10 protein-coding genes are annotated in these 13,022 nt (G+C 41.8%); 8 read left to right on the top strand and 2 right to left on the bottom strand.

What is annotated here, in order from left to right:
• Window positions 1–20 precede the first annotated feature (20 nt).
• Window positions 21–638 carry a TetR/AcrR family transcriptional regulator gene (locus tag K6V26_RS14210; RefSeq protein WP_007658811.1) on the bottom strand — a complete coding sequence of 206 codons (618 nt, stop codon included), beginning with the start codon at window positions 636–638 and terminating at the stop codon, window positions 21–23.
• 236 nt (window positions 639–874) lie between these two features.
• Between K6V26_RS14210 and K6V26_RS14205 the strand changes: the two genes are divergently transcribed.
• Window positions 875–1,777: a helix-turn-helix domain-containing protein gene (locus K6V26_RS14205; protein WP_007658809.1), complete on the top strand. Its 903-nt coding sequence runs from the start codon at window positions 875–877 to the stop codon at window positions 1,775–1,777.
• A gap of 6 nt (window positions 1,778–1,783) precedes the next feature.
• Here K6V26_RS14205 and K6V26_RS14200 read toward each other — a convergent pair whose 3' ends face one another.
• The gene (locus tag K6V26_RS14200; RefSeq protein ID WP_010802480.1) at window positions 1,784–2,302 is read right to left on the bottom strand and encodes an HdeD family acid-resistance protein; all 519 of its coding nucleotides are present in this window, start codon (window positions 2,300–2,302) and stop codon (window positions 1,784–1,786) included.
• Between the two features lie 391 nt (window positions 2,303–2,693).
• On the opposite strand from K6V26_RS14200, the gene K6V26_RS14195 reads away from it, so the two are divergent.
• The 7 genes from K6V26_RS14195 (at window position 2,694) to K6V26_RS14165 (ending at window position 12,925) form a co-directional block, all read left to right on the top strand.
• Window positions 2,694–3,407 carry a FadR/GntR family transcriptional regulator gene (locus K6V26_RS14195; protein ID WP_010802481.1) on the top strand — a complete coding sequence of 238 codons (714 nt, stop codon included), beginning with the start codon at window positions 2,694–2,696 and terminating at the stop codon, window positions 3,405–3,407.
• Between the two features lie 21 nt (window positions 3,408–3,428).
• Window positions 3,429–4,058, top strand: coding sequence for a hypothetical protein (locus tag K6V26_RS14190; RefSeq protein ID WP_224265654.1), 630 nt, complete (start codon window positions 3,429–3,431; stop codon window positions 4,056–4,058).
• 102 nt (window positions 4,059–4,160) lie between these two features.
• Window positions 4,161–5,996 carry a sodium:solute symporter family transporter gene (locus K6V26_RS14185; protein ID WP_224265653.1) on the top strand — a complete coding sequence of 612 codons (1,836 nt, stop codon included), beginning with the start codon at window positions 4,161–4,163 and terminating at the stop codon, window positions 5,994–5,996.
• Window positions 5,997–6,009: 13 nt separating this feature from the next.
• Complete coding sequence (locus tag K6V26_RS14180) at window positions 6,010–6,924, top strand: dihydrodipicolinate synthase family protein (protein ID WP_010802483.1); 915 nt, start codon at window positions 6,010–6,012, stop codon at window positions 6,922–6,924.
• A gap of 83 nt (window positions 6,925–7,007) precedes the next feature.
• Window positions 7,008–10,307, top strand: a complete 3,300-nt coding sequence (locus tag K6V26_RS14175; protein ID WP_046144973.1) for a SusC/RagA family TonB-linked outer membrane protein — start codon at window positions 7,008–7,010, stop codon at window positions 10,305–10,307.
• Between the two features lie 12 nt (window positions 10,308–10,319).
• Window positions 10,320–11,780 carry a RagB/SusD family nutrient uptake outer membrane protein gene (locus K6V26_RS14170; protein ID WP_010802485.1) on the top strand — a complete coding sequence of 487 codons (1,461 nt, stop codon included), beginning with the start codon at window positions 10,320–10,322 and terminating at the stop codon, window positions 11,778–11,780.
• Between the two features lie 41 nt (window positions 11,781–11,821).
• Complete coding sequence (locus tag K6V26_RS14165; RefSeq protein WP_007658805.1) at window positions 11,822–12,925, top strand: sialidase family protein; 1,104 nt, start codon at window positions 11,822–11,824, stop codon at window positions 12,923–12,925.
• Window positions 12,926–13,022: the final 97 nt, after the last annotated feature.

Here is a 13,022-nt window from a genome sequence, read left to right as displayed (position 1 = left end):
GATTTGAATATAATTCTGTATTATTCCTTTCTTGACAACATATCGTACGAATGTTTCAAGGCGTAACGCTCTAAAATCACCATACCTTTCTCTGTGCAGATACCCCGGAGAAAAGTAAACAGTACCGTCTGGAATACTTCTGTCACCGAATGGTTTACAAACGCTTTTGACGGTTGGATCATTTTCAGTTGTTCTTTTGCCAGCAAAGCCAATATCTCGATATTCAGGTCTTTCTGGAAAACACCCTCTTTTCCGCCGCGGTTCAGGAGCTTGATGCATCTTGTTGTAAAATCGGCTTTGTCTTTTTCTGCCTGTTCCACTGCTTTGGGATAGCGTTTCAGATCATCGTAATATCTTTTGATATACCAGCGGGGATGTTTCATGAATTCTTCGTAAAAAAGGACGAAAACGTCAAGAGCCGTAAACGGTCCTTTTTCCAGTTCACTAAGTATTTTCCGCATAGTGTTGTTGTGGTACTTTATCGCTTCCTGCAATAAAGTCTCCTTATCTTCGAAGAATTCATAAATCGTTCGCTTTGAAATACCTGTATTCCGGGCAATATCGTCCATGCTCACACTTTTTATTCCGTATTGTGAGAACATATCCAATGCCGTCGTCATTACTTGTTCCTTTGTCATATATATTTTTTTGAATCATCTGTACTATGCTCGGTGACAAAGGTCTGTCTATTTTAGAAAACTCAAAAGGTTTATTCTGTTACAGGATTGGTCTGAAACGAAAGATGCTTTTAAAAAACAAAGTCTTTTAGGTGGAGAAGATGTCTATATTGGTAAAAAATGAAACATATCTCTTGTGGAATTATAAACAATACTTATCTTTGTGGTGACTATAATGATGAGTAAAATATAAAATTATGGAGAATCTTCCTTTAATAAAGTTTGCGGAATTGAATAAAGGTATCATCATCCGCGACAGCTTCCAGGATATTTTTTTGATCGCAGATATTGACGGACACAGTGAATTGGACGATCAGGATGTACAAGATCATACGATGCCGATGCGGTTGGATGCATTGTTGATGGTATTGGTGTTGGAAGGCTCTTCGGAAATAGCCCTCGACTATGTTCCTTATACTATTGGAGCGAATAGTTTTACTATCATTATGCCGACGCATACGATACAGCTTAACAAGGTCAGCAAAGGATTTAAAGGAAAGTTACTGGTTATTTCACGTGAGTTTCTGGATGAATGCAACACGGCCAAGCGCAGTCCTTCGATGGCTAATTATATGCAGCTAAGGAAGAATCCATGTACGACTTTTGAACCCCAGGAGACAGAGCTGGTAGATAATTACATAGAATTGTTAAGAAGTAAAATAAAGAACCGGACGCATTTTTTTCAGAAAGAGGTAATGCAGAATGCGTTTGTCGGGTTTCTGCTGGAAATAGCCAACATTTTCATGGGAAAGAAGGATGGTTTGCTGATGCCTGCCCTTTCCCGAAAGGAGGAACTGTTTGAGCAGTTCCTTCAATTGTTGTTCGAACATTGCAAAGAGCAGCATGTAGTTACATTCTATGCGGAAAAACTGTTTATAACTCCGCAATATTTGTCCTTGATATTAAAGGAACTGACCGGAAAATCTGCTAATAAGTGGATTGACGATGCGTTGATCGTCGAAGCAAAGATCCTGCTGAAAGCCCCGCAGGCGACCGTGCAACAGGTAGCCGATATGCTGCATTTTTCCGATCAGTCTACATTTGGAAAATTCTTTAAGAAGCATATGGGTATTTCCCCGATGGAATACCGCAAATCCTGATTCTTTTCATCTTTGGCGGAATTTATACCAGTTGATTAATTCTATTATACCATAGAAAATGCTGGCAACGCCAAAGATCACAAATGTATTAGCGGCGGCCCCGAACGGATAGGCAATGATCATGATGCCTGTCAGTAAGATCAGGGCCGGCATTACATAGAAGCCGAACGGCACCATACTCCATTTGCGGGCTGAAACAAGCATCGCGATTTGCTGGACTCCGGCAATTACTAATAAGGCTCCCAGGATATACATTAATATATTAACAAAAAATTCCGGCATGATAACAAGCCATGCCCCAAACAAAATGCTTCCGGCTCCGTCTATGGGAAACATGGGGGAGGGTTCCCCTTCTACCTTTTCCCGGGTGAAATAATTCAGTAGAGAAAATATACCAGGTATAATAAAGCAGATACCGATAGTAATAACCAGATAGGTGACAGCTGCTTCCGGCCATAAGACCAGTACAAATCCTAAAATCATGGCAAACGCACTGCGTAAGACTGAGTTGTTGATTCTTTTCATATGGATATTCTTTTGTTTTTCTTTATATATAACAACGAAGATACGTTATTTTCTTTACTATATGGAAAAATCCTGTATTTATAATGCTAAAAAACGGGAGTAAAGGGTTCCGTACAGTTTGTTCCTTATTTATAAAAGTATCATATATTATGATATTATAATCGCATATATTATGAGAATGTTATATCATAATATATGAGAAAGTTGTATTGTTATATATGATATTGTCATAATGTTGTAATGAAAATCTATAGGGATGTAAGTGTTTGAGTAATGTAATATGTTGTAAAATATAGTTAAATGATAATTTATATTTGTTTGTTAAATAAATAATACATTAATTTGTCAGACAAATAGGATTAATAGTATTATAAACCTCAAATTAATATATATGGACAAACTAAAAATATACAATCAATCTGTAACTCTGGTGGATCAGGTAGAAGATAAGTTGCTTAATTACTTTAAGAACAATGATTTGCGTACAGGTGATCCGATCCCTAACGAATTAGAGTTGGCGGCTACTTTAGGTGTAGCCCGTAATGTGTTGAGAGAGGCACTCAGTCGTCTGAAAATGATGGGTATGATTGAATCACGCACACGGCGTGGGATGATTTTAACAGAACCTTCCATATTGGGAGGAATGAAACGGGTCGTCGATCCTCGTATTTTAAGTGAAGAATCTTTGTTTGATATATTGGGTTTTAGAATAGCTTTGGAAATAGGTATTTGTAGTGACCTTTTCAGAAATATAACTTCTGAAGATATAGCCGAGCTTGAAGAGATCGTGAAGATGGGAGTAATGTTTGAAAATAATGAATATGCACCGGTCAGCGAATTTACTTTTCATGCAAAACTTTATGAGATAACAGGAAATAGAACTATTTCTGAATTTCAGGGAATTATTCACCCTGTGATGGTCTTTGTAAAAGATAAATTCAAAGACCTGTTAGAGCCGATCAATATAGAGATGAAGGAAAAAGGAGAGATTGTGACTCATGAAGATCTGCTTGAGTTTATAAAGAAAAAAGATGAAGAAGGTTTCCGTAGGGCGTTGGAGAAACATTTTGCCGTGTATAAAATATTTATGAATAATAGAGTATAGCATTTGAAAAACAACCTTGAAATGATCTACGATACTATAAAAAAACTCATTTTCTTTTTATTTTGCTTGTCTGTTTCTCATCAGGTTTTGGCATTATCCCCTCTATCCCGTGATAAGATAGAATGGAGTAACTCTTTGTGCCTTCCTGCTGTCGATAATGAACCCAATATCGGAGTGGCAGGTGCTTTTTCCGGCTTTATTGGAAATACGTTAGTCATTGCAGGTGGTGCTAATTTTCCGGAAGCGATGCCCTGGGAGGGAGGAACGAAGGAATGGTGGAATACCATCTATTATATTGATGCAAAAGATTCATCTGCTACATGGGAAATTGCAGAAGAGGTCTTACCAGACTCCCGGGCTTATGGTGTGTCTGTCGAGTTACCGGGAGGTTTGCTGTGCATCGGTGGATGTGATTCCATTCAGTGTTATAAGGATGTTTTTCTTATCCGGAAAAAGAACCGGCAAATAGAATTGTCATTATCCTGGCCTGCGTTGCCTGTCCCTTTGGCAAATGCGACCGGTGCCCTTTTAAATAACTGTATCTATGTGGCAGGGGGACAAGTCAGTATGAAAGAACAGGCTGCAACCGGCCATTTTTATAAATTAGATCTTTCAGACCTGAAAAAAGGATGGCAGGAACTTGCTACATGACCGGGAGAGCCTAGAGGTTACGCTGTATCTGCCGTACAGAGTGATGGGTTTGATAAATGTTTTTATCTGTTCAGCGGCAGAAACTACCAGGCAGACGGAACAGTGAAAGTGCTGACTGACGGATTCGTTTATAATCCGCGGATGAAAAGCTGGAAGAAATTAGACCGGCAGTTTCCTGTGATGGCTGGGACTGCTTTGCCAACCGGGATTAATCATATCCTATTGTTTGGGGGTGTTCCGCAATTGATTCCCGGTTCTGCCGATCATCCCGGTTTTGATAACACGGTAAGGCTGTATCATACGATCACAAATACATTGGTAGAAAGAGAAATATCTCCTTATATTCTTCCGGTAACGACCAGTATTGCAAAAAAAGATAACGCTTTTTATATTACAAGCGGTGAAGTGAAACCGGGAATTCGTACACCTGAAATAGTACAAGGGGAAATTATCCCGTTTGAGAAAAAGCTGGGATTTTTGAATATTGCAGTGATCGGTATCTATTTTGCATTGTTGGCATGGATCGGTTACTATTTTTCAAAGAGGCAGAAAAATACGGAAGATTATTTTAAAGGAGGGGGACGATTGCCTTGGTGGGCGGTGGGATTGAGTATTTTCGGTACTAGTCTGAGTGCGATAACATTTATGTCGATACCGGCAAAAGCCTATGCTTCCGATTGGAGTTATATGCTGGTTAATGTCGGTATATTAATGGTCGTACCGGTGATACTCTATTTGTTCATTCCCTTTTATCGTAAACTGAATGTTACGACAGCGTATGAATATTTGGAATTACGTTTTAATTCGTTGATCCGGGTAATTTGTAGCCTTGCTTTCATTTTGTTTCAGGTCGGTCGAATGGGGATTGTCATGTATCTTCCTGCAATAGCATTGAATGTGATAACCGGTTTCAATATATTTTTATGTATTGGTTTGATGGGTGTTTTAAGTCTGATTTATACGATGATAGGCGGCATCGAAGCGGTGGTCTGGACAGACGCTTTGCAGGTGGTGATCCTGTTGGGAGGGGCGATATTGGTTGTGATTGTGGCGGTATTTAATATCCCGGAAGGATTTTCCGGTATTGTCCGTGAAGCCGCTGTCGATAACAAATTCTCTCTGGGCAGTTTTGATTTCAATTTGAAACAATCTACATTATGGACGGTTTTGATAGCTACATTTTTTACAAACCTGACGACTTATGGTACCGATCAAACGATGGTTCAGCGTTATATGACAACCGGAACGGAAAAGCAGGCCCGGAAAAGTGTATTGACAAATGCCGTATTGACTATTCCTGCCACATTGCTGTTTTTCTTTGTCGGGACGGTATTATATGTTTATTATAAACACAACCCGCAAGAACTCAGCATAACTGTTTCTGACGGAGATGCGATTCTCCCCTGGTATATTTATTCCGAGTTACCGCAGGGAGTGGTCGGTCTGTTGATTTCCGGGATTTTAGCTGCTGCCATGTCAACATTGAGCAGTAGCATGAATTCAGCAGCGACAGCCTATGTGACCGACATTCATTCAAAAATAAATCACCACAAGGTCGATTTGAAGGTGGCTAAGATTGCTACGATGTTATTGGGAGCGGCCGGAATTTTATTCGCTTACCTGATGGCTACCTGGGATATTAACTCGTTATGGGATGAATTCAATAAAATACTGGGAATCATTTTGGGCAGTCTGGGAGGATTGTTCTTGCTCGGAATGATTACACGAAGAGCTAATGCGACAGGGGCTTTGTGTGGTATCATTGGAAGTATTATGGTGCAGTTGACAATGATACATTTTCAGACCGTTCATCTCTTATTATATACAACAACCGGTTTTGTCTCCTGTTTCGTTATAGGCTATCTGGTCAGTTGTTTGTTTCCGGGTGATAGGAAAAATATAGATCATCTGACAATCTATAAAGTATTATCCAAATAAAAAACAAAAGCAAATGAAAAATTATCAACGTCTGAAAGGACTGATTGCCGCATCTTTTACTCCGATGGATGCGGAAGGAAAGGTTAATCTGCCTGTGATCGGTAAGTATGCCGATCTGATGGCAAAGTCAGGAATGACTGGAGTGTTTGTTTGCGGTACGACCGGTGAATCGCTGTCGTTGACCGTGGAAGAGCGGAAAAATATCCTGGAACAATGGGTGAAATCTGCCGATGGCCGGTTTAAGGTTATAGCCCATGTCGGGAGCGATTCCCTCTTTGAATCGATGGATTTGGCGAAACATGCTTATGGATCGGGAGCAGATGCGATTGCGGCAATGGCACCTTGTTTCTTCAAACCGGCTACGGTTAAAGAGCTGATCGCCTTTTTTGCCCCGATAGCAAAAAGTGCCGGAGAGCTTCCTTTTTACTATTACAATATGCCTTCGATGACGGGAGTATCGTTGCCGGTGGCAGAGTTTTTGGTAGAAGGAAAAAAGAGTATCCCCAATTTAGCCGGAACAAAATTTACCCATAACAACCTGATGGAAATGGGTGAATGCCTGGCATTAAATAATGGAGAGTTTGAAGTTCTGCACGGATATGACGAAATTCTGATTTCCGGACTGGTGTTCGGTGCTGAAGCAGGGGTAGGCAGTACCTACAACTATTTGTCGGATGTGTATCTTGGAATTATGAAAGCAATGGAGTCTGGCGATCTGGAGACTGCCAGAAAATTGCAGATGAGATCGATAGAAGTAGTAAAAATAATTATTAAATACGGAGGAGGTGTAAGAGGAGGAAAAGCTATTATGAATTTGATCGGCATTGACTGTGGAAGCTGCCGGTTACCCATCGCCCCATTCAGCGATGAGGAATATAAAACACTAAAAGAAGACTTGATGAAAATCAGCTTCTTTGACAAAAAATAAAAAAAAGAAAAGGGGCAGATAAACTTTGGCCGGCTTATAACCCCTGATCTTACTTTAAAATATTCTTTAAAAGCAATACAAAGATGAGAAAATTAGATGGATTTAAATGCCTTTTTATTGTTTTGTTGACAATTTTTGGGACGATTAGTTCTGTAGTTGCACAACAAAGCAGTTTACAGACAGAAATGGAAATCAGTGGCATAGTGAAAGATGCAACAGGTGAGCCTGTTTTAGGAGCGGCTATTATTGTCAAAAATACTACAATTGGTACGACAACAGACCTGAATGGTAAATTCACACTCAGAGTGCCGAAAAAATCACAACTGGACGTTTCTTTTATTGGTATGACAACCGCGGAGGTGAAAGTAACGGATAAAACTTTTTACGAAATTATATTGAAAGACGAGTCTTTTGCACTGGATGAAGTCGTCGCTATTGGTTATGGAACCCAATCCAGAGCCACAGTAACTTCCGGCGTCGTTTCCGTAAAGAAAGGAGAGTTGCTGAGTTCCGTCTCTGCATCTCCACTAAATAATTTGCAAGGGAAAGTGGCAGGTCTGGATATCCGTCAGACGACCGGTCAGCCGGGGGCGCAACCTGTTGTCCTGATCCGTGGCGGTTCGACAGATCCGTCCAAGGATACTCCGCTGTTCGTTATAGACGGTGTCTTACGCGACAATATGAACGGTATCAACCAGGAAGATATCGAGTCAATGGAGGTTCTTAAAGATGCGGCGTCAGCAGCAATCTACGGAGCAAAGGCGGCGAATGGTATTATTCTGATAACTACAAAACAAGGCTCTTCAAAAGATGGAAAAGCGACAATTAACGCCTCTTATCGGTTGGGAATAGAACGTATTCGTACACATTATCCGTTTTCAAACGCAGAGGATTATTTATATGCTTCCCGTCTGGCAGGAGCGAGGGGAATAAACGATGCAAATGTGACCGGCCGCCTGGAAGGTGGAGCCTATCCGTATTCAACAGGGAATATAAATTATAAAAATGGTTCGTTGACCGGTTACGGATATTCCCGCTTTACGACAGAATACATGGATGACCTGGTCAATAATATGGGACAATCTTATGTCGATGACCTGCTAGGTAATCAGGGATATCAGACAATGAAAGACCCTTATTCAGGTAAAACCCTTATTTTTAAAGATAATAACTATCAGAAAGATGTACTTTTCCAAACGGGACTGACGCATAATTATGATGTGAATGCTTCCGGAGGGAATGATCGTGCGAACTATTACGTCAGTTTAGGTTACATCGATGCCGAGGGTATGGTTCTGGGAACAGGATATGACCGGTTTAGCCTGACCGCTAACGGTAATTATAAGTTGCAGGATCATATAAGCCTGTCGGTCGGCCTCAAACATTCAACAATAGCCAATAAATCGACAGACCCTGAAAATTCAGGGACCAGCACTCTGGACCGTTCTTCCCGCTATCCGACAACTTTCCGTTTGTATTATGATGACGGGACACCGGGTATCGGCGAATCCGGCGGTTCTCCGCGAAACCGTTTGCATGAACTGTATTATCAGGATATTACAGATAAAGCCTATCGTAATACATTCCGGCTGGGATTGGATTGGGAAATCATTGAGGGACTGCATTTCAAACCGTCGGCATCTTATTATATGCAGGAAAACATTTATCGTTTTTTTGAAAAATACAATGATTTCAACAAAGGGCGCAAAACCTTGGAGAGACATGACCAACGCAAACAAATCATGGCAGATGCCGTATTCACTTATGACAAGAAGTTTAAGAAGAATACGATTAACGCACTGTTGGGTATGAATTACACGAAGAATGATAATTATTTTCTGAAAGGAACAGGCTCGGAAGCTCCGACCGATTATATCCCGACACTTGCCCCGACGAAACCGACAGAACAACGGACAACATCTACGCTGGAAAAAGAAATACTTGTCGGTTTCTTTACCCGTGTGAATTATGATTACGACCGCCGTTATCTGCTGACTGCCTCTTTACGTTACGACGGAGCCTCTCAGTTTGCTGAAGATCATAAGTTTGCTTTGTTCCCCGCATTCTCCGGCGGCTGGAATATGCATTATGAAGAGTGGTTCCCGAAACAAATTGCCAGCCGTTTAAAACTGAGAGTCAGTTGGGGCCAGACCGGTAATAACAAACTGTCATATTCAAATACACAGGGTGAATATGCCTCTTATTTGTATGGCGGGAATCCGGGTGTCCTGAATAGTGTTCTGGCGAATAACAGCCTGGTTTGGGAAACTACCTCAAATGTGGATTATGGTTTCGATGCCGGATTTCTGAACAATCGTATCGAGTTTTCTTTTACCGGCTATAACAAGCTGACTTCCGACCGGTTGTATGATAAATCGCTCCCTGCCCAGACCGGATTTAGTTCTATAAAGGCTAATTTGGGTGTTGTACAGAACAAGGGTATTGAACTGTCATTGACTGCCCGTCCATTGTCCGGAGGTCCTGTCAGTTGGGATATTACAGCTACTTTTGCCATGAACCGTACTTATATGAAAGAACTTCCTGATAACGGACGCGATAAGAATCGTGTACAGGGTGGTCTGATCTGGGATACGAAGAGCGGAACATATATTGAAGCCGGAGGCCTGGCTGAAGGAGAACGGATCGGCGGACGTTGGGGATATAAATACCTGGGTGTTTATGATACCGATGAGGCGGCTGCACTGGCTCCTGAAGATACAAAAGTCTCCGGTTCTAAAATAGGCAAAAACAAAGTAGCCGGTGATGCCATATGGGCCGATATGGATGGAAACGGAGTTATCGACGATAAGGATATCGTGTTTATCGGTTGGGCTAACCCGGACAAAAAGGGAGTATTGATAAACACATTGGGTTATAAAGGGTTTACGTTCCGTTTTGTGGTCGATTATGCCTTGGGCCATTCGATAGCAAATGTGTGGAGATGCCGTGCCAACGCCAATGCCCGTAATGCGATTGTTACGACAACCGACGTAACGAACGGTAATATCTGGTGGAGTCAGGGAGATGCCGCCACTGCTAAATATCCTCGTTACGATGTGGCTTCTGACTGGGATAACGGATATCGTAACCACATGCGTACCATCGCTTATGCCGGTATGAACAGTAATGGAAACGCAGATAATACGGCGTATTACTCTAAAGGTGATTACCTCTGTTTCCGTGAAATCTCATTAAGCTACGACCTGCCTCGTTCTATTTGCTCTAAATTGAAAATGCAGGGGATATCCCTGACTGCCGGTGCAAATAACCTGGGTTATATCACTGCTTTTGACGGTTTGAACCCGGAACAGTATGACGGACAGGAAACAGGTGAGTATTTTATTCCGATACAATTCAATTTCGGTGCAAGATTAACTTTTTAAATTGGTATGAAAATGAAAAAGATATGGATATTTTTATGGATTGTGTGTTGTGCTTTATATAGTAGTTGCAGTTTGCTGGAAGTGGAACCTGTCTCTACAATTACATCACAGTCATTCTGGAAAAACTCCGGAGATGCGAAAGCATATCTGACAGGTATATATAATAAAGTACGCGCGTTAAATAATACTTCTTTATATGGAGAAGACAGGGGAGATGCCTTTAAAGTGGGAGAGATCGGACCTTCCACAAATGCATGGGCTCAAAATCTGCTTGAAAACAATGCCCCTTCTTACCGGGATGCCTATAACATTATACATCATACCAATCTTCTGTTGTACAAGATTGACGGTTTGAGTTTTACAAATGAAGCGGATAAAAACAGAATCAAAGCGGAAACTTATTATTTGCGTGCCCAGACATATTTCTTTTTAGTACGTATATGGGGAGATGTGCCTATTCTGCTGGATCCTGTTCTTTCTGATAAGATCGAACTGAAACCCCGTTCCCCGAAGGAAGAGGTGATGAAACAAATCTTGTCGGATATCGAACAGTCATTATCTTTGTTTCCGGAGGAAGGCTTTGTAAACAAGAACTATTCATCCAAGCCCGCCGCTTATGCTTTGAAAGCGGATGCACTGCTATGGAAAGCTAAAGTGTTGAGTGGAGGGGACTCCGATCTGAATGAAGCGGTTAATGCAATTAACGAAGTGGAGAAGAGTGGTGTGGAACTTCTTCCTGAGTATGCCTCTGTTTTTAATAATGCAAATAAAAGAAATGCGGAGATTATTTTCTCCCTGTATTTTGAACGTTATGAAACGGGCAATCTTTCCATTGCGACGAATACGACATCGAGAACCGATAACTTGTCGATGGCTGTTAATCTGGATGAGGCGGCAACGTCTCCGAATCAGAGTCGCCATGTCTATGCTCCAAGTGAGAAGACCAGGGTGCTTTATTTGAAGTATCCGGGAGATAAACGTTACCAATCAGCTATGATCGATCTTGTTGATAAGGATGGCAACCTGATTTTGACACAGACCAATAAGTTCAGAGGAAAAGTTTATACGGATGACCGTTATTTTGATGATGATTTGATTGTGTATCGTTGGGGTGATTTACTTTTGTTACGTGCAGAAGCAAATGCCGCGTTGAATAAGATACAGGATGCTTTATCTGACCTGAATGCCGTCAGACAGCGTGCCGGCTTGGATAATTATGCTGGTCCGGCCGACAAGGCGAGTGTGGAGAAGGAACTTTGTGATGAACGTCTGAGAGAGCTCTTTATCGAGCAGAAAAGATGGTTCGATCTGGTTCGTTTCCATTCAGGAGGAGCGATTAATATTTATAATGAAGTACCAAATCTGAATGATAAGCCGGACTTTCCGTTATACTGGCCGATCAATTATAATGATATGGTATTGAATGATCAGTTGAAACAAACTGACGGATATGAATCGGATGTACAAAGATAATTCGCAGGAATAATATCTATTGAATTCTAAAATATATGAAGATGAAAAAGGGTTTATTATTGTTTCAGACGTTATTGCTCGGTTCTGTATTGCCTGTAATGGCACAGCAGGTAAAACCAAATTTACCCTGGGTGGATATCTCTTCTGACAGGGGACGCCAGATCGTCCTCTCAGAAGGAACACCTGAGTTGTATAACGGGCATCCTACCACTGTGATGCTCGATGACAATAAAACGATTTATTGTACATGGAGCTTCGATCACGGAGGTGATGCCGGATTACTGGCAGTCAGTAAAGATTCGGGCTTGACCTGGACCAAACAGGCGGTTCCCGAGGACTGGTCGACTATGCGGAACTGTCCGAGTATATACAACCTGAAGGATAAGAAAGGTAAAGAACGCTTATTTGTCTTTTGCGGCCAGCCGGATATGCCTATGACTTACAGTGAAGACGGCGGAAAAAGCTGGAGTCCGGTCAAGAGGTTGGGTAAACCCTGTGTGATGGCTTTTTCCAGTATTATCCAATTGAAAAATGGAGATTATCTGGGGTTATACCATCGTGGACTGAATGACCAGGACCGTCCCCCGTTGACTTTGTGGCAATCGATATCCCATGATGGCGGTCTGACCTGGGAGGAATCGACTTTAGTAGGAGAGATGGAAGGCCGTGCTCCCTGCGAACCTTGCGTGATCCGTTCGGAAGACGGTAAACGTCTGATTTGCATTGCTCGTGAAAATAAGCGTGTCGGAAACTCTTTAATGATGGTATCGACGGATGAAGGACAAACCTGGAGCGCCTTGCAGGAAACGCCCTGGGGACTGACGGGAGACCGGCATGTCATCAAATATGCTCCCGATGGGCGGTTGGTTGCCGTCTTCCGCGATATGGCGCCCGGCAGTCCGACCAAAGGTCATTTTGTAGCCTGGGTAGGACATGAAAAAGACTTGCGTGAAGGAACTTCCGGCCAATATAAGATCAAACTGCTGCATAGTTATGCCGGTTCGGACTGTGGTTATCCGGGGTTAGAAATATTACCGGACGGGACTATTATAGCAATTACTTATATTAAGATGAGTCCGGGAAAAGCGAAACATTCCATTGTGGAAGTCCGTTTCAAATTGGATGAAACAGACGTGAAACTGTAATAAAAGTGGATGTAAGAAAGGGGAGGTGTCAAAATTTGAACCCTCCCCTTTCCTGACTCTATCACTCAAAAGGCATCAAAACAGCAGATGTAATCTG

The organism is Parabacteroides goldsteinii (genome assembly GCF_020091425.1).
In the GTDB taxonomy this organism is placed as follows: Bacteria; Bacteroidota; Bacteroidia; order Bacteroidales; family Tannerellaceae; genus Parabacteroides; species Parabacteroides goldsteinii.
The sequence above is the reverse complement of the archived record's forward strand: the minus strand, read 5'-3'. Positions and strand labels throughout refer to the sequence as shown.

What these genes read in the sequence shown, in the direction of transcription:
- K6V26_RS14210 (WP_007658811.1), bottom strand. Translation starts at nt 638, where the DNA reads ATGACAAAGGAACAAGTAATGACGACGGCATTGGATATGTTCTCACAA.
- K6V26_RS14205 (WP_007658809.1), top strand. Translation starts at nt 875, where the DNA reads ATGGAGAATCTTCCTTTAATAAAGTTTGCGGAATTGAATAAAGGTATC.
- K6V26_RS14200 (WP_010802480.1), bottom strand. Translation starts at nt 2,302, where the DNA reads ATGAAAAGAATCAACAACTCAGTCTTACGCAGTGCGTTTGCCATGATT.
- K6V26_RS14195 (WP_010802481.1), top strand. Translation starts at nt 2,694, where the DNA reads ATGGACAAACTAAAAATATACAATCAATCTGTAACTCTGGTGGATCAG.
- K6V26_RS14190 (WP_224265654.1), top strand. Translation starts at nt 3,429, where the DNA reads ATGATCTACGATACTATAAAAAAACTCATTTTCTTTTTATTTTGCTTG.
- K6V26_RS14180 (WP_010802483.1), top strand. Translation starts at nt 6,010, where the DNA reads ATGAAAAATTATCAACGTCTGAAAGGACTGATTGCCGCATCTTTTACT.
- K6V26_RS14175 (WP_046144973.1), top strand. Translation starts at nt 7,008, where the DNA reads ATGAGAAAATTAGATGGATTTAAATGCCTTTTTATTGTTTTGTTGACA.
- K6V26_RS14170 (WP_010802485.1), top strand. Translation starts at nt 10,320, where the DNA reads ATGAAAAAGATATGGATATTTTTATGGATTGTGTGTTGTGCTTTATAT.
- K6V26_RS14165 (WP_007658805.1), top strand. Translation starts at nt 11,822, where the DNA reads ATGAAAAAGGGTTTATTATTGTTTCAGACGTTATTGCTCGGTTCTGTA.